Below are 22,735 nucleotides of genomic sequence, written 5' to 3'. Positions count from 1 at the left end.
CTTCCCAGATGAAAGATAATAACATCAATGTGGCAGGAATAATCGGTAAAAAGCCGTTTATTCCTTGTCCAAAAAATCATCTGATGAAAGTGAGGCAACAAGATGAAAGCAACTGGTATTGTTCGTCGAATTGATGATTTAGGGCGGGTTGTTATTCCAAAAGAAATCCGCCGTACGTTAAGGATACGAGAAGGAGATCCATTAGAAATTTTCGTTGATCGCGACGGGGAAGTGATCTTAAAGAAATACTCCCCAATTAGTGAATTAGGTGATTTTGCTCAAGAATATGCAGAAGCGTTGCATGACAGTTTAGATAGCAGTGTACTCATTTGCGATCGTGATGCGATTATTGCCACTGCTGGGGTCACTAAGAAGGAATATATGAATAAAAATGTAGGATCATTAATCGAGACGGCCATTGATGAACGGCAGTCAACGTTAAATAACCCGAACAGTCCAGTTGAAATTATTGATGGACGTGAAGAACAGCTGCAATCGTATGCCATCGCTCCGATCATTGCCAATGGAGATGCTATTGGAGTGGTCTTGATTTTTTCAACAAATAAAACGATGAGTGAAGTGGAAAAGAAATGTTCTGAAACGGCAGCTAGCTTTTTAGCGAAACAAATGGAACAATAGCAAGGAAAGGGAGCAGTAAAAAACGCGCTGCTTCCTTTTTTTGTTGATATCATTTAAATTTGTAATAGCTTGTTTAGAAGGGTTAGGTGTCATTGGTTGGCAAGTGATGATAAAAAGTCATTTATACGCGGAGCCGTTATTTTAACGATGGCGGCTATTTTTGTGAAAATTTTGAGTGCCGTTTACCGCGTACCTTATCAAAATATAGTAGGAGACGTTGGTTTTTATATTTATCAGCAAGTATATCCGTTATACGGAATTGCGGTTGCTTTATCTACCTATGGATTTCCAGTCATTATTTCAAAATTAGTCGCAGAAAAAGAAGGGAATCATTTGCATGTAGGGGCAATCACTCGCTTGGCATTTATGATGATCAGTGGGGTAGGAGGAGTGTTATTTTCCATTACTTATTTTGGTGCACATACTCTTGCACAGTATATGGGAGATACGAAATTGACCACAATGATTCGCATTGTTGCTTTTTCTTTTCTGTTAATGCCATTTTTGGCTGTTTGGCGCGGAACATTTCAAGGCATGGGAGAAATGGTTCCAACAGCTATTTCACAAGTGGTGGAACAGTCGGTTCGAGTAGGAGCGATCTTGCTATTTTCTTATATGATCATCGAGAAAGGATATTCCCTTTATGTAGCTGGTGCGAGTGCGATTGCTAGTTCATTAGCTGGCAGTTTGGCTGGAGTATTGATACTATCTTTTTTTATCAGGAAGCACTATTCTCCCATCAAGTTTGGGACATTGAAAAAAATGAGGTCGCATCAGAGAGAAATGCGTATGTTAATCGTTCAAGGTACGGCTATTTGCCTATCCAGCATGATGCTCATATTGTTACAATTAGTGGACTCGTTAAATCTATATAATGGACTTATTCAATCTGGGCTTGGTGAATTAGAGGCAAAAGTGGCAAAAGGCATTTATGATCGCGGTCAGCCATTACTGCAACTTGGGACGGTAGCAGCTGTTTCACTATCATTGACTCTCGTTCCGCTTGTAACAGCTGCTTTTCAAAAAAATCAGCGGCAAGAAGTAAGAATGTATATGAAATTAGCTACGAAGGTTAGTGTAACGATCGGATTAGCAGCCACTGTCGGTTTAATCAATATTATGGATGCAGTCAATACGATGCTGTTTGAAAACAGTGAGGGATCTTTCGTCCTGTCTACTTTTTGCTTATCCATTTTATTTAGTTCCGTGATCTTAACTTTTTCCGGAGTATTGCAAAGTATCAATAAAGATATCATTCCAGCTTTAGCAGTAGTCATTGGGGTTTTTGTTAAGTATATTGGAAATACACTGCTTGTTCCTTTATACGAAACAGCAGGAGCAGCCTTTTCTACAGTGCTTGCTTTATGTGTAATTGCTCTCATTCTTGCCATTTTTCTTCGCCGCCAGTTGAAAGTTCCATTGATCCAGGTTGCTTTCTTGTATAAAGCCTTGTTTGCTGTTAGCGTTATGACTGTAACGTTGCAAATATGGAGAATGGGCGTCTTGCATTTGTTGCCCTCGTATGAGATAGATCGATTGCAAATGTCGGGACTTGCCTTGAGCAGTGTTGCCATAGGCGCATTTACATTTATCTATACCATTATAAAAATGAATTTATTTACTGAAGAAGAATGGTTACAAATCCCTTTCGGAGATAAGTTAAAAGGATTCAACCGCAATAAGAAATAAATATTTTTTAAGAAAGAGCGTGATGAATATGACTCATTCTATAACCATTGTTGGTCTTGGAGCAGGAGAGCTTGATCAGTTGCCGCTTGGTGTATATAAATTATTAAAACAAACGGATAAAGTGTATGCACGAACGATCGAGCATCCTGTTATTCATGAACTTCAATCAGAAGGTGTGTTATTTGAAGGGTTTGATTACATCTATGAAAAGCATGATCAATTTGAAGCTGTTTATGAAGAAATTGTAGCCGAGTTGCTCTCGATAGCAGAAAAGGAAGAGGAAGTCGTGTATGCTGTTCCTGGTCATCCAATTGTCGCAGAAAAGACCGTGCAATTATTACTGGAAAAAGGAAAATTACCTCAATGGGATATCTCGATTGCGGGAGGGCAAAGTTTTTTTGATGCTTTATTCGCTTCTATTGAGGCCGATCCGATTGATGGATTTCAATTTTTAGATGGAACGTCTTTACATAAGGAGGACGTGAATATTTTTCAACATTTGGTTATCGCTCAAGTATATGATGCTTTTGTTGCTTCTGAAGTGAAATTGACCTTGATGGAAAAGTATCCTGATGAATATGAGGTTTACATTGTGACGGCAGCAGGCAGCTCGGCACAGATGATCAAGAAAGTACCTCTGTATGAGCTAGACCATCAAGTGGAGCTTAATAACTTAACTTCACTTTATGTGCCGCCAGTGAAGAACGAGGAACAAACCTATCGCGAGTTTTCGGTGCTTCGGCAAATTATTGCTACACTTCGCGGGCCTAATGGCTGTCCATGGGATCGAGAACAGACACATGAATCGTTGAAAAAATATTTAATTGAAGAAGCCTATGAACTTCTTGATGCTATTGACCGCCAAGATGACGATCATATGGTGGAGGAGCTTGGTGATGTCCTGCTACAAGTACTCCTTCATGCTCAAATTGGAGAGGATGAAGGAATGTTTGTGATGGAAGATGTGATTGAATCTTTAGCGCAAAAAATGGTTCGCCGCCACCCTCACGTATTTGGAGAGCAGGTGGTAGAAGGAGCGGAACAAGTGGTGGCTAACTGGCAGGAAATTAAACAACAGGAAAAAGGGACGAAAGAGACCCCTTTGCTTGATGAAGTAGCGAAAGGATTACCGGCCTTGCTTCGCGCTTATGACATTCAGAAGAAGGCCGCTAAGGTAGGCTTTGACTGGAAAGATGCTCAAGGGGCTCTAGAGAAAGTAGAAGAAGAGTGGAGAGAATTTCTTGATGAAGTGAGGAACGAAGACCAAGGTCGATTAGTTGAGGAATTTGGTGATCTATTATTCGCACTTGTCAATGTTGCTCGTTTTTACGCTATTCATCCAGAGGAAGCGCTTGTTCAAGTAAATGAAAAATTTTACCGCCGTTTTGCTCACGTTGAAAAACGGGTAAAAGAAGGGAAAGGCGTATTTAATAAATATCAACTAGAGGAATTAGACGCTTTTTGGAACGAAGCCAAACAATTGGGTCTATAAAGAGAAGGAGAGAACATGATGAGATTAGATAAGTTTTTAAAAGTATCACGAATTATTAAAAGAAGAACATTAGCCAAAGAAGTAGCGGATCAAGGAAGAATTATGATTAATGGCACCGAGGCAAAAGCGAGCTCCAATGTAAAGGTTGGCGATGAATTGACGATTCGTTTAGGGCAGCGTCTACTAACTGTTCAAGTGGAGCAACTGCAAGAAACGACGAAAAAAGAAGAAGCGGCTGGAATGTACAAGCTCTTGAAAGAAGAGAGATTAAACGATTAACCATGCTTCTTAATCTTTATTACATAGTTCCGCTTCCTTCTGCATACATTTAGTGGCAAAGCTTGTACTTTCCACGATGAGGGGGAGAAGGATGAATCAATTATATGATTTTCATGATAAAGGTACAGCGGAACATGATGTAGTAATGAAAGGCAGAAAGCTATTGGAAATTACCGGAGTCAAGCAAGTAGAGAGTTTTGATAGTGAAGAGTTTTTATTGACAACGGTAATGGGCGACCTATCAATTAAAGGTCAAAACTTGCAGATGAAGAATCTAGATGTAGATAAAGGACTGGTCGCTATTAAAGGCACCATTTTCAGCTTCATTTATTCTGATCATTCAGCGGGCGACAAATCAAAAGGCTTATTTAGTAAGTTATTCAAATGACTCTGTCTGTCCAATTTGAAACACTGATAGCAATGATCGTCATGGGATTGATTTTTGGTGCGCTGCTCGATACGTATCAGCGCTTCTTACAAAGGCCTACGCGCTCTCGCTGGATCAGCTTTATTAGTGATGTTATTTTCTGGTGCCTGTATGCAGGTGTATTATTTTACAGCCTATATAAAATTAACTATGGCGAAATCCGCGTGTATGTTTTTTTAGCTGTACTTTGCGGTTTTGCGGCCTATCAGGCATTATTTAAATTTATTTATTTGAAAATTTTGGAGTGGATAATTGCCTTTTTCACAAAAGTATTCTTTTTGATTAAAAAGACGATTTACTTTTTATTCATTTGGCCAGTGATTATTTTGTTCAAATGGACGATGAAATGCATAAGTCTGATAGGAAAAGCTGTGATGGCTCTTGCCAAAATGTGTCTCCGCCTATTATTATGGATAGGTAAGGTAATATTATTTCCTGTTGGCCTAATTTTGAAGCTATTGCCGTTGCGCATTCGAAATCAAATAGGTGACATCACTAAAAAAGTGGCAGGAGTTTTTCTATTGATCAAGAATCAATTAATAAATATATCAAAACGTTGGAATAAATAAGCCGGGGGGAAGAAGAATGAGCGGGTTAAATAAACAAAAGGTGATCGCCTTGAAAAACGCTTTTGTTTCCAACTGGACGAGAAGAGAACTATTTGTAGCAAGGCATAAGAAAAAACTGTATAGAAGGCTTGCTGCTTTTTCTGTTTTAGCACTCATCATTATTGGGGGACTGGGGTCTACGCTGATGTCTCAATTCACTCATTTGGAAGAAAAACAGAAACAAAAGGAAGAGGCGCAAGCAACACTTGCTGAATTAAAAAAGCAACAAAAACAGTATGAAGAAGAACTTGAAAGATTAAATGACGATGAATACATTGCGGAGCTTGCCAGAAAGAACTATTTTTTATCAGATGAGGGAGAAATCATTTTTAATATTCCTGAAACTGAGGAAAAAGGCGAAAAGGCAAGAGAATAAGAAGGGGTTATATTGACACCTTTTTTTTACGTAATATAATATAATGTAAAGTTCGATCATTTCTAAGGAGGAAAAATTTTTTTATGTCAATCGAAGTAGGCAGCAAGTTACAAGGTAAAGTGACAGGCATCACTAAATTCGGAGCGTTTGTTGAACTGCCAGAAGGCTCAACTGGATTAGTACACATTAGTGAAGTAGCGGACAATTATGTGAAAGATATTAACGATCACTTAAAAGTTGGCGATGAAGTAGAAGTAAAAGTTATTAATGTGGAGAGTGATGGAAAGATCGGTTTGTCCATCCGCAAAGCGAAAGACCAGCCGCAGCAACAGCAGTCTTATCGTTCCCGTCCAAAAAATAATGATTTTCGTTCTAGAGGACCAAGAGGAAATCACACTCCTCCAAAAGAAAATTTTGAACAGAAAATGGCTCGTTTCTTAAAGGATAGTGAAGAACGTCTGTCATCTTTAAAGCGCCAAACAGAATCACGGCGTGGAGGAAGAGGCGCGAAACGCGGTTAATTGCTGCCTATTCAAATGATATTTCATATTTTTAATTCATAAAAAACTGCTACACAAGCTCGGACGTTCAAGCTTTTGTAGCAGTTTTTTACATTTTGTTAGTATTTGTTAAAATAATTATAAAAAATGTTATTTTTAAAGTGTGTGGATGGTGAAAATAAATAAAAAACCAGATGCATTTGAACCACTTGGATTCAAAAACATCTGGTTTTTTGTGCCGATGACCCGTACGGGATTCGAACCCGTGTTACCGCCGTGAAAGGGCGGTGTCTTAACCGCTTGACCAACGGGCCTTTATACAATTTGCTATTTTGGTAGCGGCGGAGGGGATCGAACCCCCGACCTCACGGGTATGAACCGTACGCTCTAGCCAGCTGAGCTACGCCGCTATACGAAATGACTCTTAGAGCACAATGAATATAATACTTTATGACATAATCAATTGTCAATGATTTTTCATGTGTATATTGTCGAACACTTTTTTAGGATAGGTCTCTCATTTTGACAAAGTTTTGTCTTATATTTTTTTATAATATTCAACAAAGAAAAACGAATAGAGGTGCTAACTATGGAGAGAGTGGAAAGAGACATAGTAGAGCCAGTCGGTCAAGTAGATTTAGAGGAAAGGAAATTAGCACTGTTCCAAGGGTTAACAAAAATGATTTTTCAACTACAAGAATGGATGCTTGAGAAAGGATTTGTCTTTTTGCTGATTGGATTTTTGTTAGGTCGGGCACTTATTCTGTCACACTTGACGCCTTTTGCTTTGCCCTTCTTTGCGGCGGCTTTCATGTTAAGGAGAGAGGCTGCTCCTTTAGCCTTTCTTGGTATACTTGCCGGATCTCTTACTCTATCTATCGAGCAAGTTAGTTACTCCTTTGCTACAATCATATTTTTTTTAGTAGCGCATCGCTTATTTAAGAATTTTACGAAACAAGATACCATTTCCCTTCCATTTCTTGTTCTTTTTACTGTGTTAGCTGTCGACTTAGGCGTAGCGTATATGCAAAGTAATTATGTGCTGAGTGGGTACGATGTATTGATGGGCGTCATCGAGGCTTCCCTTGCTTTTGTTTTGACACTTATTTTTATGCAAAGCATTCCGTTTTTAGCACTTAGTAAACGAGTAAAATCTTTGAAAATGGAAGAGGTAGTTAGTTTGATTATTACGCTTGCTTCCATTACATCAGGAACGATTGGCTGGTCCCTGTACGGCTTATCTATTGAACATATTTTTTCAAGATATTTAGTACTCGTTTTCTCTTTCATTTCTGGAGCTGCGGTTGGATCAACGGTCGGGGTAGTAACAGGCTTGATTTTCAGTTTAGCTAGTGTAGCTAGCTTCTTTCAAATGAGTTTACTTGCCTTTGCGGGGTTGTTAGGAGGATTGCTGAAAGAGTGGCGCAAGTTAGGAGTATCGGTAGGGCTACTGACCGCCACGCTTCTTGCTGGTATGTACAGTGAAAATGGAATTCCTCTCGCTCCATCGATGTATGAATCATTAGTAGCGATTATGTTTTTGTTTTTAACACCCAAAATAGTCACTAATCAATTGGCCAAGCTCATTCCTGGTACGGCAGAGCATTCGAAAGAACAGCAGCAGTACTTAATGAAAATGCGAGATGTGACCGCTAGTCGAGTCGAGCAGTTTTCTGAAGTATTTCAAGCGTTATCGAAAAGTTTTTCTCATTTTAATGTAAACAGCTTAGATGAAAGTGAAGAGCGGGAGGTAGATATGTTTTTAAGCCATGTGACCGAAAAAACATGTCAAACTTGCTTTAAGAAAGAGCAATGCTGGGCAACTAACTTTCAACAAACATATCAATTAATGACTGATGTATTACATGAACTCGATGATGGAAATGAAAAGCTTTCCCAAAGGCTTGCTAAAGACTTAGAAAAGCATTGTTTTCGACCGAAAAGGGTAGAGGAAGCGATCAGTCAGCAATTGACTTATTATCAAGCAAACCAAAAGCTGAAAAAACAAGTATATGACAGTAGGAAACTTGTGGCTGAACAATTGCGGGGAGTATCAGAAGTGATGAGCGATTTTGCAGAAGAAATTCAGCGTGAAAGGGAAAATCATCATCAGCAAGAAGAACAAATTATGGAGGCGATTGAATCATTCGGTATAGAAATTGAACACATTGATATATATAGCTTACAAAAAAGCAATGTTGATATTGATATGACGGTTCCTTATTCAAGCAATCAGCATGGGGAATGTCAAAAATTATTAGCTCCAATGTTGTCGGATATTTTAGGAGATAACGTTGTCGTTCATAAAGAAGAATGTGAAGGTGGGCTAGGAGGAGTTTGTGAAATTACATTCCGTTCCGCTAAGGCATTTGCGATAGAAACAGGTGCTGCTCATGCTGCAAAAGGAGGAGGATTTGTTTCGGGAGACAGTTATTCCACTATTGAATTAGGAGCAGGAAAGTATGCGGTAGCGATTAGTGATGGGATGGGAAATGGCGAAAGAGCCCACTATGAAAGCAATGAGACGCTGCGCCTTTTGCAGCAAATATTAAAATCAGGTATTGAAGAAAAGCTGGCGATCAAATCGGTGAACTCCATTTTGCAATTGCGAACAACAGATGAAATTTTCTCTACACTGGATTTAGTGATTATTGATCTGCAAGATGCTGCGGCTAATTTTTTGAAAGTTGGATCTACTCCTAGTTTTATTAAGCGAGGCAGTAAAATTATCAAAGTGGAGGCGAGTAATTTACCGATTGGAATTCTTCAGGAGTTTGAAGTGGATGTTGTGAGTGAACAGTTAAAATCTGGTGATTTAATCATTATGATGAGCGATGGAGTGTTTGAAGGGCCAAGAAATGTAGAGAATCACGATATGTGGATGAAAAGAAAAATTGCTGAGTTAGAGACGGATGATCCGCAACTAGTAGCGGACTTGTTAATGGAGGAAGTGATTCGAACAAGGGCGGGAGATATTGAGGATGATATGACAGTAGTGGTGACAAAAGTAGCTCATAATTTACCAAAGTGGGCATCTATCCCAATGAATATAAGCTTTTCGAAAAATAAAAAGAAAATCTCTTAAGCAGAGATGAAAGGTATAGATGTATATTTCCTCTTTTTTCCGGCGAGTATACTAATAACTCGTATCAGGTAGGAGGGGACTTTCATGAAAACAGGTACAATTAAGCAAATATTATTGTTGACAGATGGTTGTTCGAATCATGGTGAAGACCCAGTAGCCATGGCTGCATTAGCAGCTGAACAAGGAATCACAGTCAATGTTATTGGCATTGTAGGACGTGAAACAGAAAATCCAAGAGGAATGACAGAAATTGATCATATTGCTCTATCTGGCGGTGGGATGAGCCAAATTGTGTATAAAACGCAGCTGTCTCATACGGTACAAATGGTCACTCGGCAAGCAATGACGCAAACGTTGCAAGGAGTTGTTAATCAGCAATTAAAGAAAATATTAAGCAGTGATGTTGAAATAGAGTCTTTGCCCCCTGAAAAACGGGGTGAAGTGATGGAAGTAGTGGAGGAGTTAGGGGAAACGGCTAATTTAGAAGTGTTAATTTTAGTAGATATGAGTGCGAGTATGCAAGATAAACTGCCAACAGTGAAAGAAGCGTTATTAGACCTTTCATTAAGTATGAATGCAAGAATGGGAAACAATTTATTTTCGTTGTATGTATTTCCCGGGAAAAGAAAAGAAGTTGAACAGCTTTTAGATTGGACACCGCAATTAGACTCATTAACTTCATTGTTTTCTAAGCTGTCTACTGGAGGATTGACACCAACAGGTCCGGCTATTCGTGAAGCGATCTCACAGTTTAAGCAAAAAAGGAATCAAAAAGGCTGGTTCTCTCATGATGATGAATACTTCGAAGAATCAATTTAGTTTATCGAGAGGGACGGTGATTCGCGGGAAGTGGCATAAGCAAACGTATATTGTGGAGCGTGAGTTAGGACGAGGAGCGACTGGTACCGTCTTTTTAGTGAAAGGGAAGGATGGATCACTAGCTTTAAAATTAAGTAGTCAACTGTCAATTACATCCGAAATCAACGTACTGAAGGCATTTAATAAGGTCCAGGGGTCTTCCCTCGGGCCTTATTTGGTCGATGAAGATGATTGGGAAGCCGGGGGGCAAACATACCCTTTTTATGTAATGGAGTATATTCAGGGGCCGACTTTATCTTCTTTCATTGAGAAAAAGGGAGCCTCATGGATTGGCGTACTGCTTTTGCAGCTGCTTGAAAATTTACAAGCTTTGCATCAAGAAGGATGGATATTTGGTGACATTAAGCCAGATAATTTACTTGTTGCTGGACCGCCTTTTCGTCTTCGCTGTATTGATGTGGGTGGGACGACAAAGCAAGGAAGAGCAGTGAAAGAGTATACCGAGTTTTTTGACAGGGGATATTGGGGTGCAGGTTCGCGAACAGCTGACCCCGCTTATGATGTGTTTGCAGCTGCTATGGTAGCAGTGAATCTTATCTATCCGAATCGCTTTAACAAAGATGAACATGGAGTGAAAGGAGTCATTTCCCGTATCAAGCAGAAGAAGGAATTTGAGCCGTATGCGCCTGTATTGATTCGAGCTCTAGAAGGTCGTTATGTATCGGCATGGCAAATGAGAGAAGATTTGATGGCATCATTAAGTCCAGGAAATGTTCGCCCAAATTCACCCCCACTTAGAAGAAATGTAAGTGCAGGGCGTATAGCAGGACGTAGCACGATAAAAAAGCAGCAGCGGATAAGACAGCGCTTTAAAGCAGCAGCTGCTATTATCACCATTACATTCTTGTATGCCTTGTATGTTTTTCTTGAACTACTCTAATGAAAACAAGCTTCTGAAACTGTTTTTTCCTTTATAAAAATGATAGTATAGTCATAAATATAAAAGGATCGAGAAGAGGAAACTATGCTGGTATTTGAGGAGCAAATGAAACGATTTATAAAACAGCATCAATTAATTGAAAAAGGCGATAAAATAGCTGTCGGTGTGTCTGGCGGACCAGATTCTTTAGCGCTTCTGCATTACTTATCCAGTTATCGTGATGTGTTTGGTATCGAAGTGTATGCTCTTCATTTAGACCATATGTTCAGAGGGGAAGAATCCTTTTCTGAATTACAGTTTGTTGAACAGTTCTGTTATAAGCATGCTATCCCTTGCTATACTAAACAAGTGAATGTTGCAACCGTCATGGACATACAGTCAACAGGGCTACAGGAAACAGCCCGACAAATCCGTTATCAATTTTTTCAGGAGGGGATGCGGAAATTCTCTACCAACAAACTGGCTTTAGCTCATCATGGAGATGATCAAATCGAGACCGTTGTCATGCAGTTAGTGAAAGGAGCCAGTGTGCGAACAGGAATTCCTGTTCGGCGTCGCTTTGCGGAGAGAGAAATTATTCGGCCTATGCTTGGTTTAACGAAAGAAATGATTGAACAGTACTGTCTAGCTAAAGCACTTGATCCACGAAAAGATCCGAGCAATGATCAGCTATATTACACAAGGAATCGCTTTCGGCACCATCTTCTGCCTTTTTTCAAACAGGAGAACCCGAAAGTCCATGAGCATTTTCAGCGATTCAGTGAAGAAATGAAGGAAGATGATCAGTTTTTAAATGAATTAACAGAAGCTATAATGCATAAGGTGTTTAAAAAAAATGGGACTAGTGCAAAAGTGCAAATCAATGCGTTTGTAGAGATGCCTTTGCCTTTACAAAGAAGGGCGATTCATCTAATATTAAACTATCTTTACAAAGGTAAAATAGCATTTTCCTTCATACATATTCAACAAATTCTTCGATTGCTAAAAGGCGGATTGTCGTCTGGAAGTTTAGACCTTCCTAACGGGTTAAAAGTTCGTCGTGAATATGACCAATGTGTGTTTAGTTTTGAACAGGAAAGCAAACAAGAATATGCGCTTGCATTACAAGCTGGAGAACATGTCACTTGGCCTTTTGGTGGTCAATTTAAGTTGCTGGCTGATGAGGCGCCTACATCCGTTCATAGTGATTACTGCTTTCTTGTTGATCCTGATTCGGTTAAGCTACCGCTGTATGTACGAACGAGAAAGCAAGGAGACAAAATTTCACCAAAAGGGATGAATGGTTCAAAAAAGCTGAATCGTTTGTTCATTGATGCGAAAGTGCCTCAAATCAAACGAGATCAATGGCCAATTATCACTGATCGTGACGGTGAAGTGCTATGGGTACCTAGGTTAAAGAAGTCCAAGTATGAGGCTGAAGTTACTAGCCCTCATGTCACTTTAATTTATACAAGCAATCATCTGCTAGGAGGATAACACATTGTTAAATCAAGATATTGAGCAAGTACTAATTTCTGAAGAAGAAATCCAAGAAAAAATTAAAGAGTTAGGCAGCCAGCTTACGGAGGAATATAAAGATAAATTTCCTCTTGTTATCGGGGTATTAAAAGGTGCTATGCCGTTTATGTCTGACTTGTTAAAAAGAGTGGATACTTATTTGGAAATGGATTTCATGGATGTTTCCAGTTACGGAAGCTCAACTGTTTCATCAGGAGAAGTAAAGATTGTGAAAGATCTGGATACTTCAGTTGAAGGAAGAGATGTTCTCATTATTGAGGATATTATCGACAGCGGCTTAACATTGAGCTATCTTGTGGAGCTGTTCCGCTACCGTAAAGCGAAATCTATTAAAATTGTGACGCTTTTAGACAAGCCAACAGGACGTAAAGCGAAGATTAAAGCCGATATCGTAGGTTTCCAAGTACCGGATGCCTTTGTTGTAGGTTACGGTCTTGATTACGCTGAGAAATATCGCAATCTTCCATACATCGGAGTGTTAAAGCCAGAAGTGTATACAAAGACGGAAGAGCAATAAGCGGGTTGATTAGATCAGATGAAATCATCAATCTGTATGTCAAATAGTTGTAATGCCAAGTTTTTCTATGATAGTATTGAATACAGTATTTTTTACCGTGGGAGGAGGTAAGGGATGAACCGAATATTTCGTTATACCATATTTTATTTACTAGTATTTCTCGTTATTATTGGGGTTGTTAGTTACTTCAATAACAGTAATGAGCCGAATAAAAATATAACTTATAATCAATTTGTTTCCAGTCTTGAAAAAGGTGAAGTTGCGTCGTTTACAATGCAGCCTGAGAGAGGCGTTTATGCCGTTCGTGGTCAGCTTAAAGGAGCAAAAGAAGGAGAGTATTTCCTTACTTATGTGATGAATAGCGATTCGATGCTAAATCGAGTGGATCAAGCGGCTAAAGATTCAAAAGTAGAAGTGCTGCCAGCTAAAGAAACGAGCGGTTGGGTCTCTTTCTTCACGACGATTATTCCGTTTTTAATTATTTTCTTGCTCTTCTTCTTCTTATTGAACCAAGCACAAGGCGGCGGTAGCCGAGTAATGAACTTCGGTAAAAGCAAGGCGCGCTTGTACAATGATGAGAAGAAAAAAGTCCGTTTTAAAGATGTGGCTGGAGCAGATGAAGAGAAGCAAGAACTTGTAGAAGTTGTTGAGTTCTTGAAAGATCCTCGTAAATTTTCTGAATTAGGTGCTAGAATTCCAAAGGGGATCTTGTTAGTGGGACCTCCAGGAACTGGTAAAACCCTTCTTGCGCGGGCAGCTGCAGGAGAAGCAGGTGTACCGTTCTTTACAATCAGTGGTTCAGACTTCGTTGAAATGTTTGTCGGTGTTGGTGCTTCTCGTGTCCGTGATTTATTTGAAAATGCAAAGAAGAATGCTCCATGTATGATTTTCATTGATGAAATTGATGCTGTGGGCCGTCAGCGTGGCGCGGGTCTTGGCGGTGGCCATGACGAGCGTGAACAGACGTTGAACCAATTGCTTGTAGAGATGGATGGATTCAGTGCCAATGAAGGAATTATTATCATTGCGGCAACAAACCGTCCAGATATTCTAGACCCTGCGTTATTACGTCCGGGCCGCTTTGACCGTCAAATTACAGTTGATCGTCCAGATGTCACAGGTCGTGAAGCCGTTCTCCGTGTTCATGCGCGCAACAAACCGCTTGATGAATCAGTTGATTTAAAAGCGATTGCTATGAGAACACCAGGCTTCTCTGGTGCCGATCTAGAAAACTTATTGAATGAGGCTGCACTAGTAGCGGCTCGTCAAAATAAGAAAAAGATTGATATGCGTGACATTGATGAAGCGACAGACCGGGTAATTGCTGGTCCAGCTAAGAAAAGTCGTGTCATTTCGAAAAAAGAAAGAAAAATTGTTGCCTTCCATGAAGCGGGGCATACAGTTATTGGCTTAGTGCTAGACGAAGCAGAAATGGTTCATAAAGTAACGATCGTTCCTCGCGGTCAAGCTGGCGGATATGCTGTCATGCTTCCGAAAGAAGATCGCTATTTCATGACGAAGCCAGAATTGCTTGATAAGATTACGGGCTTGCTTGGCGGACGTGTAGCGGAAGATATTGTTTTTGGGGAAGTATCGACTGGTGCACATAATGACTTCCAGCGCGCTACGGGTATTGCCCGTCGCATGGTAACGGAATTTGGTATGAGCGACAAGCTTGGTCCTTTACAATTTGGTCAAACATCTGGTGGACAAGTATTTTTAGGTCGTGACTTTAATAATGAACAGAATTATTCAGATAAGATTGCTTACGAAATCGATATTGAAATTCAACACATTATTAAAAATTGTTATGAGCGTGCAAAAGAAATCTTAACAGAAAATCGTGAAAAGCTAGATATCATCGCGAATACACTTCTTGAAGTGGAAACGTTAGATGCCGCTCAAATTAAACATCTCGTTGATCATGGAACATTACCTGAAAGAAAGTACTCCAACCCAGAACTTCCTGATACAAAAGGGAATGGCCAAGATCAAGTGAAAGTAAATGTGCAGAAAAAAGAAGAGTCAATTCAAACAGAAGAGGCAGTAGAGTCTGAAGACAAGCCGGTGACTCCGATAAATAAAGATGATGAGCTGAAGAGCTAAATGAAAAGGACGTCGACGCTATAAGTCGACGTCCTTTTCTCAATCTATGTTCAATAAAGTCTGAAAAAAAGAGCTTGGGCGGTGTGGGTGTACCATAATGCTGATGAAGCTTATATGTGGTATGATGAATGGCAGTAAACAAAAAGTCTATATGGTGTGGTGAGAAAAGTTGATATTTGTTTTGGATGTAGGGAATACAAATACTGTGTTGGGTGTTTATGAAAATGATGTATTAAAATACCACTGGCGCATTGAAACAAATCGCAATAAAACAGAAGATGAATACGGTATGATCATCAAAAATCTATTTGAGCATGAAGGCCTTGCTTTTTCGCAAATCGATGGAATGATTATTTCTTCAGTTGTTCCGCCAATTATGTTTTCTCTTGAGAAAATGTGTCAAAAATATTTTAATATAAAGCCGCTAATTGTTGGTCCTGGCATCAAAACAGGATTGAATATTAAATATGAGAACCCTCGCGAAGTTGGAGCCGATCGCATTGTAAATGCTGTAGCTGGTATTCATGAGTACGGCAGTCCGCTCATTATTGTTGATTTTGGTACAGCAACAACATACTGTTACATTGATGAAGGCGGACATTATATGGGAGGAGCCATTGCGCCAGGGATTAATATTTCGACAGAAGCGTTATATTCAAGGGCAGCTAAACTTCCGCGGATTGAAATCGTAAGACCCGATCATATTGTTGGGAAAAATACCGTAGCGGCAATGCAGGCGGGTATTTTATTTGGATATGTTGGTCAGGTTGACGGAATTGTCAATCGAATGAAGGCGCAAAGTAAGAAGACGCCAACTGTAATTGCAACTGGTGGATTAGCCCCTTTAATTGCCGAAGAAGCGACTACTATTGATGTAGTTGATCCGTTTTTAACATTAAAGGGTCTGTGCCTCATTTATAAGCGAAACATTGGATAAAGAAGGAAGTGTTTAAATGAAGGATTATTTAGTAAAGGCTTTAGCCTATGGTGGGCAAGTGCGTGCATATGCAGCTAATACAACTGAAACGGTTGGTGAAGCGCAAAGAAAGCATTACACTTGGCCGACAGCATCGGCGGCACTTGGACGAACAATGACGGCTGGTGTGATGATGGGAGCGATGCTCAAGGGTGAAGAAAAGCTGACCATTAAAGTGCAAGGCGGCGGACCTATTGGTGCTATACTAGTCGATGCTAATGCAAAAGGGGAAGTTCGAGGGTATGTAACGAATCCCCAAACGCACTTTGAACTAAATCAACATGGTAAATTAGATGTTCGCCGTGCAGTTGGAACGGATGGAATGCTTTCAATTGTGAAAGATATCGGGCTTCGCGACCATTTCACAGGTCAAACGCCGATCGTTTCTGGAGAAATAGGAGAGGATTTCACTTACTATTTTGCGGTATCTGAACAAGTGCCATCTTCTGTTGGTGTAGGTGTGCTTGTTAATCCTGATAACTCTATTTTAGCTGCTGGTGGCTTTGTGATTCAAATTATGCCTGGTGCAGATGACGAGACGATTACTCGTATTGAAGAGAAAATTACGAATATGACCCCTATCTCTAAGCTGATTGAACAAGGCTTAACTCCAGAGGAAATTCTTTTTTACATTTTGGGCGAAGAGAATGTAAGGGTTTTGGAGAAGGTGTCATTAAGCTTTGAGTGCACTTGTTCAAAAAAACGTTTCGGCAATGCAATTATTAGTCTTGGAAAAGCAGAGATTCAAGAGATGATTGAGGAAGAAGGGCAGGCTGAAGCCCAATGTCATTTTTGCAATGAAACATATTTGTTTACAAAAAGCGAACTAGAACAGATGAAGGAAGCAGCTCATTGATCTTTTGCTGCATGTAGAAAGGAAAAACCTGACAAGACCATTTTTGTTTTGCAGGTTTTTTTGCAATAATTGAGAATTTTAAAGGAGAAAAAGATTGACTTTTCTCAAAAAAACTGTTAAATTCTATATAACCAATAAAAATACTCGGCATTGAGGTGGAGAAAATGGTACGTATAGCAAATTCAGTAGCTGAATTAGTTGGCCAAACGCCAATTGTGAAATTAAATCATGTAGTTGATGAAAATAGCGCAGAAGTTTATTTGAAGCTTGAATATATGAACCCGGGAAGCAGTGTGAAAGACCGCATTGCTTTAGCGATGATCGAAGCGGCAGAAGAAAAAGGCGGTTTGCAAAAAGGTGGCACAATTATTGAGCCGACAAGTGGTAATACAGGTATTGGACTCGCGATGATTGCGGCAGCAAAAGGATATCGCGCCATTCTCGTTATGCCAGAAACAATGAGTATGGAGCGCCGTAACTTACTTCGCGCCTATGGAGCAGAACTTGTGTTGACACCAGGTGCAGAAGGAATGGGCGGAGCAATTCGAAAAGCGAAAGAACTAGCTGACGAGCATGGCTATTTCATGCCTCAACAATTTGAGAATGAAGCTAATCCGGAAATTCACCGCCGTACGACTGGGAAAGAAATTGTTAAACAGATGGATCAGCTAGATGCTTTTGTTTCTGGGATTGGAACAGGTGGAACTATTACTGGAGCAGGCCAAGTGTTAAAAGAAACATTTAAAGATATTAAAATTTATGCGGTAGAACCAGCGGATTCCCCTGTTTTATCTGGAGGCAAACCAGGTCCGCATAAAATTCAAGGAATTGGTGCTGGATTTGTGCCGAAAGTATTAGATACGAACGTATACGACGAGATCATTAAAGTAGAAAATGAAGATGCATTTGAAACAGCTCGTAAAGTAGCGCGTGAAGAAGGAATTTTAGGTGGTATTTCTTCAGGAGCAGCTATCTTTGCCGCATTACAAGTGGCAGCTAAGCTTGGAAAAGGTAAAAAGGTGTTAGCCATTATTCCAAGTAATGGAGAACGTTATTTAAGTACACCGCTTTATCAGTTTGATGAAGAATAATGATAACAGAAAACAGGCTGAGATCTCAGTCTGTTTTTTCTTTTGCTCCATTTCTTTGGTAAAATAGAAAAAAGATTAACAAGCGAAAGGGGCTTTTTGGCATCATGAAAGTGAAAGCGGGAACGCATCTTTTAGATTTTACAAAAAAGACGTATATTATGGGGATTTTAAATGCGACCCCTGATTCTTTTTCAGACGGAGGTCTGTTCAATCGTCTGGATCATGCGGTTCAACACGCGAAAGAGATGGTTGCTTCAGGAGCTGATTTGATTGATATCGGCGGAGAATCTACTCGTCCTGGTCATGTACCTGTTCCTCTCGAACAAGAGCTTGAACGAGTGTTACCAGTTATTAGTTCTGTAGCTTCGGAAGTGCCTGTTCCTTTATCGATTGATACGTATAAAGCAGAAACAGCCCGTCAATCTATTGAAGCTGGTGCTCATATAATTAATGATGTATGGGGAGCGAAGAAAGATCCGGAAATTGCTGCAGTAGCAGCCGAGAAAAAAGTGCCCATTATTTTAATGCACAATCGGAAGCAAATGGACTATGACGTGTTCATCCGAGATGTACTAGCCGATCTGTATGAAAGCATTAATATTGCAGTTAAAGCAGGTGTCTCCAACAATCAAATTATCCTTGACCCTGGCATCGGCTTTGCGAAAAGTATGGATCAAAACTTGGAGATGCTCCGTGAGTTAGATAAGATTGCAGCTTTAGGATTCCCTGTACTGCTTGGTACTTCACGAAAAAGAATCATTGGCCATGTTCTCGATCTTCCAGTAGAAGAGAGGATGGAGGGAACGGGAGCAACATGCTGTTTTGGTATTCAAAAGGGCTGTAGCATATTAAGGATCCATGATGTGAAGCCTATTAGCCGCATGGCAAAAATGATGGATGCCTTAGTAGGAAAGGGGTAAAAAGCATGGACAAAATTTATGTAACAGGGATGGAGTTTTACGGATACCATGGAGTGTTTCCTGAAGAGAATAAGCTTGGGCAGCGCTTTCGGGTAGATGCCACCTTAGAAGTGCCGCTAAAGCAAGCAGGAGAAACGGATCAGTTGGCATACACAGTGAATTACGCCGATGTGTATCGAATTTGTAAAGATATTACAGAAGGATCTCCGCAGAAGTTAGTGGAAAGTATTACGGAAAAAATTGCTACAGCTATATTGGAAAATTTCCCTTCTGTTCAAGCTTGTACTATTAAAGTGATTAAGCCTGATCCGCCTATTCCTGGACACTACCAACATGTAGCGGTGGAAATCACGAGACAAAGACAAAAGGATGAATCATGAAAAATAAAGCATACTTATCACTTGGGACGAATGTAGGCGACCGCATGGCTAATTTGCAAGCAGCATTGACCATGCTGCACGAAGAGAAGGAAATTGAGATTGAAAGACTCTCCTCGATTTATGAGACAGATCCTGTGGGATACACAGAACAAATGAGTTTTTTAAATATGGCTGTACAAATTGCCACGTCTTTAAGTGCAGAAGAATTATTAGATAAGTGCCTTTCTATCGAATCCCAGCTTGGGAGAGTAAGGGAAATCAGATGGGGGCCGAGAACAATAGACCTTGACATTTTATTGTATAATCAAGACAATATTAAATCAGAGAAACTAATTGTTCCGCATCCTAGAATGCACGAACGAGCTTTTGTGCTTATACCGTTATTCGAAATAGATTCAACGATATGCTTTCCAGGCACACAGATGACGCTTGAAGAACTGATCAATAGTATTCAAGGGAGAGAAGGTGTTCAGCTATGGAAACAGATCAATGGGGACGACGAATCCGAGCCTTTAGGAAACTGAAAGGCTTTACCCAGGAAGAGCTTGCTCATGAAATAGGTATACCTGTATCCGCGTTAGGGGACGTAGAAAGAGGGTATCGCCCGATCACTGAAAAGCTACTTTTGCAAATAGCTGAAGTGCTTCAAATTCGAGTAGATGAGCTAAGCCCGCCGGATAAATAACTAGAAAGGTGATTAAAATATGCTGAAAATCGGAAATATCGAAATGAAAAATCCGGTTGTTCTTGCTCCGATGGCAGGTGTATGTAACTCTGCTTTTCGCTTGACAGTGAAAGAGTTTGGCGCAGGGTTAGTTTGTGCGGAAATGGTCAGTGATAAAGGCATTGTCTTTCAAAATGAAAAAACATTAGAGATGCTTTACATTGATGAAAGAGAAAAACCGCTCAGTCTGCAAATTTTCGGTGGAGAAAGAGAATCTCTCGTTCAAGCAGCGAGCTTTGTCGATAAGAACACCAATGCAGACATTATTGATATCAATATGGGCTGTCCCGTACCTAAAATTACAAAGTGTGATGCAGGTGCTAAATGGTTGCTTGACCCAAATAAAATTTACGAGATGGTTGCGGCTGTCACGGACGCTGTGAGTAAACCAGTTACAGTCAAGATGCGTATGGGCTGGGATGAGGATCACATTTATGCAGTAGAAAATGCCAGAGCAGTAGAAAGAGCAGGTGGACAAGCAGTTGCCCTTCATGGACGTACTCGTGTGCAAATGTATGAGGGGCAGGCTAACTGGGATATTATCAAAGAAGTGAAACAGGCGGTGAATATCCCTGTTATCGGAAATGGTGATGTTCAAACCCCTCAAGATGCAAAACGTATGTTGGATGAAACGGGCGTTGATGGTGTTATGATTGGTCGCGCAGCGCTTGGGAACCCGTGGATGATTTACCGTACGATTCATTATTTAGAAACAGGAGAACTGATGGGTGAGCCAACTGCTCGAGAAAAAATTGATGTGTGCTTGTTGCATTTAGATCGATTGATCGAGCTGAAAAATGAATTTATTGCTGTGCGCGAGATGAGAAAACATGCAGCCTGGTATTTAAAAGGTATTCGCGGCAACGCTCATGTACGTAAAGAAATTAACTTATGTGATACAAGAGAAGAGCTTGTGAACCTGCTGTCCGGTTTTGTTCAAGAAGTGGAAGAGAAAGAAGCATCTATTCAAGTTGGATAGGCGATCATAGATAGAGGAGTGAACCAAATGAGTCACGAAGATTTAAATGACCAATTGTTAGTCAGAAGAGAGAAAATGCAAGCTTTAAGAGAGAAAGGAATGGACCCGTTCGGTAAACGATTTGAGCGCACGCATTCAGCGGCAGAAATTATTGTCGAGTTTGATGGGTTTTCCAAAGAAGAGCTTGAAGAGAAAGAAGCCACGGTGAAAATCGCTGGTCGTGTAATGACAAAGCGTGGAAAAGGAAAAGCTGGATTTGCACATGTGAAAGATCTTTCTGGTCAAATTCAAATCTATGTCCGTAAAGATGCTATCGGAGAAGAAGCATACGAAGTTTTTAATATGACGGATTTAGGAGACATTGTAGGGGTAACTGGAACAGTCTTCAAAACAAAAGTTGGGGAGCTTTCCATTAAAGTAACTCAATATGAATACTTAACTAAGGCTTTGCGTCCTCTTCCGGATAAATTCCATGGTTTGAAAGACGTAGAACAACGTTATCGTCAACGTTATTTAGACTTAATCACAAGCCCAGAAAGCCAACAAACATTCGTGGCTCGCAGCCGCATTATTCAATCTATGAGACGATACTTAGATGAACAAGGGTATTTAGAAGTGGAAACGCCAATGATGCACTCAATTGCGGGTGGTGCTTCTGCTCGTCCATTTATTACTCATCATAATGCTCTTGATATGGAGCTTTATATGCGCATTGCTATTGAACTTCATCTGAAACGTTTAATCGTTGGCGGCATGGAGAAAGTATATGAAATTGGCCGTGTGTTCCGTAATGAAGGGATTTCTACTCGTCATAACCCCGAATTCACAATGATTGAGCTGTATGAGGCTTATGCGGATTATAAAGATATCATGCGTTTAACAGAGAATTTAATCGCCCATATTGCCCAAGAAGTATTAGGTACTACAACAGTGCAATATGGAGAATATGAAGTAGATTTGCAACCTCAATGGCGCCGTTATCACATGGTCGATGCTGTCAAAGAGTATACAGGTGTAGATTTTTGGAAGGAAATGACCGATGAAGAAGCGCGTCAGTTAGCTAAAGAGCATGGCATTGAGTACAAAGAAACAATGCAATATGGTCATATTGTTAATGAGTTTTTCGAACAAAGAGTAGAAGAAAAGCTCATTCAGCCTACTTTTATTTACGGACATCCAGTAGAAATCTCGCCTTTAGCGAAGAAAAACGATGAGGACCCTCGTTTTACTGATCGTTTTGAGCTATTTATTGTAGGACGTGAGCATGCTAATGCGTTTACAGAATTAAACGATCCGATTGATCAAAGAGAACGTTTTGAAGCTCAACTAAAAGAGCGGGAGCAAGGTAACGATGAAGCGCACGAAATGGATGAAGATTTCATCGAAGCACTCGAATATGGTCTTCCTCCTACAGGTGGACTAGGAATCGGCGTGGATCGACTAGTTATGTTATTAACCAACTCTCCGTCCATCCGTGACGTTTTACTATTCCCGTTAATGAGACATAAAGAATAGTTTGTGAAAAAGACTGCTTTTAGGCGGTCTTTTTTGTTTCAAATATTAGCGAAAAAATTTATCTATTATTCTATAAAAAATGCTTGCATCTATTATTCATAGGTGGTATATTTATATTCGTTGCTAACAACAAAACAAACTTTCAATAAAAAAGTTAAAAAAGTTGTTGACAACTATAAGGTAAGTTGATATGATAATAAAGTCGCTAAAAACGACAACAACTTAAAAATTGATCTTTGAAAACTGAACAAAATAAACGTCAACGTTAATTCAAATTTTATTTTATGAGCAAGTCAAAC

General features: G+C 40.0%; 23 protein-coding genes and 2 tRNA genes. 23 read left to right on the top strand and 2 right to left on the bottom strand.

Going from position 1 to position 22,735, the window contains the following annotated elements; all coding sequences use genetic code 11:
- Positions 1-102 precede the first annotated feature (102 nt).
- The 8 genes from spoVT to IRB43_RS15625 all read left to right on the top strand — a co-directional run bounded on the left by spoVT (position 103) and on the right by IRB43_RS15625 (position 6,031).
- Entirely contained in the window at positions 103-639 is a 537-nt protein-coding gene (gene spoVT / locus IRB43_RS15660; protein ID WP_203364421.1) for a stage V sporulation protein T, read from the top strand.
- A gap of 96 nt (positions 640-735) precedes the next feature.
- Positions 736-2,328, top strand: a complete 1,593-nt coding sequence (locus tag IRB43_RS15655) for a putative polysaccharide biosynthesis protein (protein ID WP_238942053.1) — start codon at positions 736-738, stop codon at positions 2,326-2,328.
- A gap of 28 nt (positions 2,329-2,356) precedes the next feature.
- A complete protein-coding gene (yabN, locus tag IRB43_RS15650) occupies positions 2,357-3,820 on the top strand; it encodes a bifunctional methyltransferase/pyrophosphohydrolase YabN (protein WP_203364420.1) in 1,464 nt (487 codons plus the stop codon).
- 18 nt (positions 3,821-3,838) lie between these two features.
- On the top strand, positions 3,839-4,099 hold the full coding sequence (locus tag IRB43_RS15645) for an RNA-binding S4 domain-containing protein (RefSeq protein WP_203364447.1): 261 nt from the start codon (positions 3,839-3,841) through the stop codon (positions 4,097-4,099).
- Between the two features lie 91 nt (positions 4,100-4,190).
- Positions 4,191-4,487, top strand: coding sequence for a sporulation protein YabP (yabP, locus tag IRB43_RS15640; RefSeq protein WP_203364419.1), 297 nt, complete (start codon positions 4,191-4,193; stop codon positions 4,485-4,487).
- Complete coding sequence (yabQ, locus tag IRB43_RS15635; RefSeq protein ID WP_203364418.1) at positions 4,484-5,095, top strand: spore cortex biosynthesis protein YabQ; 612 nt, start codon at positions 4,484-4,486, stop codon at positions 5,093-5,095. The genes yabP and yabQ overlap by 4 nt, the downstream gene beginning before the upstream one ends.
- A 16-nt stretch (positions 5,096-5,111) precedes the next feature.
- Complete coding sequence (locus tag IRB43_RS15630; RefSeq protein WP_203364417.1) at positions 5,112-5,510, top strand: FtsB family cell division protein; 399 nt, start codon at positions 5,112-5,114, stop codon at positions 5,508-5,510.
- 83 nt (positions 5,511-5,593) lie between these two features.
- On the top strand, positions 5,594-6,031 hold the full coding sequence (locus IRB43_RS15625; RefSeq protein WP_203364416.1) for a S1 domain-containing RNA-binding protein: 438 nt from the start codon (positions 5,594-5,596) through the stop codon (positions 6,029-6,031).
- A 221-nt stretch (positions 6,032-6,252) separates the two neighbouring features.
- Here IRB43_RS15625 and IRB43_RS15620 read toward each other — a convergent pair.
- Both IRB43_RS15620 and IRB43_RS15615 read right to left on the bottom strand, forming a co-directional pair.
- Positions 6,253-6,324, bottom strand: a tRNA-Glu gene (locus tag IRB43_RS15620).
- A 19-nt stretch (positions 6,325-6,343) separates the two neighbouring features.
- A tRNA-Met gene (locus IRB43_RS15615) sits at positions 6,344-6,420 on the bottom strand.
- 179 nt (positions 6,421-6,599) lie between these two features.
- Between IRB43_RS15615 and spoIIE the strand changes: the two genes are divergently transcribed.
- The 15 genes from spoIIE to lysS all read left to right on the top strand — a co-directional run bounded on the left by spoIIE (position 6,600) and on the right by lysS (position 22,436).
- Positions 6,600-9,095: a stage II sporulation protein E gene (gene spoIIE / locus IRB43_RS15610; RefSeq protein WP_203364415.1), complete on the top strand. Its 2,496-nt coding sequence runs from the start codon at positions 6,600-6,602 to the stop codon at positions 9,093-9,095.
- An 84-nt stretch (positions 9,096-9,179) separates the two neighbouring features.
- Positions 9,180-9,914 carry a vWA domain-containing protein gene (locus tag IRB43_RS15605; protein ID WP_203364414.1) on the top strand — a complete coding sequence of 245 codons (735 nt, stop codon included), beginning with the start codon at positions 9,180-9,182 and terminating at the stop codon, positions 9,912-9,914.
- The gene (locus tag IRB43_RS15600; RefSeq protein WP_203364413.1) at positions 9,883-10,854 is read left to right on the top strand and encodes a protein kinase domain-containing protein; all 972 of its coding nucleotides are present in this window, start codon (positions 9,883-9,885) and stop codon (positions 10,852-10,854) included. Before IRB43_RS15605 ends, IRB43_RS15600 begins: the two co-directional genes overlap by 32 nt.
- Before the next feature lie 84 nt (positions 10,855-10,938).
- Positions 10,939-12,330 carry a tRNA lysidine(34) synthetase TilS gene (tilS, locus tag IRB43_RS15595; protein WP_203364412.1) on the top strand — a complete coding sequence of 464 codons (1,392 nt, stop codon included), beginning with the start codon at positions 10,939-10,941 and terminating at the stop codon, positions 12,328-12,330.
- A 4-nt stretch (positions 12,331-12,334) separates the two neighbouring features.
- Positions 12,335-12,889 carry a hypoxanthine phosphoribosyltransferase gene (gene hpt, locus IRB43_RS15590; RefSeq protein WP_203364411.1) on the top strand — a complete coding sequence of 185 codons (555 nt, stop codon included), beginning with the start codon at positions 12,335-12,337 and terminating at the stop codon, positions 12,887-12,889.
- Between the two features lie 114 nt (positions 12,890-13,003).
- Complete coding sequence (gene ftsH / locus IRB43_RS15585; protein ID WP_203364410.1) at positions 13,004-14,995, top strand: ATP-dependent zinc metalloprotease FtsH; 1,992 nt, start codon at positions 13,004-13,006, stop codon at positions 14,993-14,995.
- A 169-nt stretch (positions 14,996-15,164) separates the two neighbouring features.
- Positions 15,165-15,932 (top strand): type III pantothenate kinase, encoded by a 768-nt coding sequence (locus IRB43_RS15580; protein ID WP_203364409.1) that lies wholly within the window; start codon positions 15,165-15,167, stop codon positions 15,930-15,932.
- A 16-nt stretch (positions 15,933-15,948) separates the two neighbouring features.
- The gene (gene hslO, locus IRB43_RS15575; protein ID WP_203364408.1) at positions 15,949-16,827 is read left to right on the top strand and encodes an Hsp33 family molecular chaperone HslO; all 879 of its coding nucleotides are present in this window, start codon (positions 15,949-15,951) and stop codon (positions 16,825-16,827) included.
- Positions 16,828-16,991: 164 nt separating this feature from the next.
- On the top strand, positions 16,992-17,918 hold the full coding sequence (cysK, locus tag IRB43_RS15570) for a cysteine synthase A (protein WP_203364407.1): 927 nt from the start codon (positions 16,992-16,994) through the stop codon (positions 17,916-17,918).
- 104 nt (positions 17,919-18,022) lie between these two features.
- Positions 18,023-18,838, top strand: a complete 816-nt coding sequence (gene folP, locus IRB43_RS15565) for a dihydropteroate synthase (protein ID WP_203364406.1) — start codon at positions 18,023-18,025, stop codon at positions 18,836-18,838.
- A 5-nt stretch (positions 18,839-18,843) separates the two neighbouring features.
- Positions 18,844-19,218, top strand: coding sequence for a dihydroneopterin aldolase (gene folB / locus IRB43_RS15560; protein ID WP_203364405.1), 375 nt, complete (start codon positions 18,844-18,846; stop codon positions 19,216-19,218).
- Positions 19,215-19,742, top strand: coding sequence for a 2-amino-4-hydroxy-6-hydroxymethyldihydropteridine diphosphokinase (folK, locus tag IRB43_RS15555; protein WP_203364404.1), 528 nt, complete (start codon positions 19,215-19,217; stop codon positions 19,740-19,742). Before folB ends, folK begins: the two co-directional genes overlap by 4 nt.
- Positions 19,694-19,903 carry a helix-turn-helix domain-containing protein gene (locus IRB43_RS15550; protein ID WP_203364403.1) on the top strand — a complete coding sequence of 70 codons (210 nt, stop codon included), beginning with the start codon at positions 19,694-19,696 and terminating at the stop codon, positions 19,901-19,903. The genes folK and IRB43_RS15550 overlap by 49 nt, the downstream gene beginning before the upstream one ends.
- A gap of 19 nt (positions 19,904-19,922) precedes the next feature.
- Positions 19,923-20,921, top strand: coding sequence for a tRNA dihydrouridine synthase DusB (gene dusB / locus IRB43_RS15545; RefSeq protein ID WP_203364402.1), 999 nt, complete (start codon positions 19,923-19,925; stop codon positions 20,919-20,921).
- Positions 20,922-20,948: 27 nt separating this feature from the next.
- Positions 20,949-22,436, top strand: coding sequence for a lysine--tRNA ligase (gene lysS / locus IRB43_RS15540; RefSeq protein WP_203364401.1), 1,488 nt, complete (start codon positions 20,949-20,951; stop codon positions 22,434-22,436).
- Positions 22,437-22,735: the final 299 nt, after the last annotated feature.

This window comes from Bacillus sp. REN10 (assembly GCF_016820555.1).
Taxonomy (GTDB): Bacteria; Bacillota; Bacilli; order Bacillales; family Domibacillaceae; genus Bacillus_CE.
The sequence above is the reverse complement of the archived record's forward strand: the minus strand, read 5'-3'. Positions and strand labels throughout refer to the sequence as shown.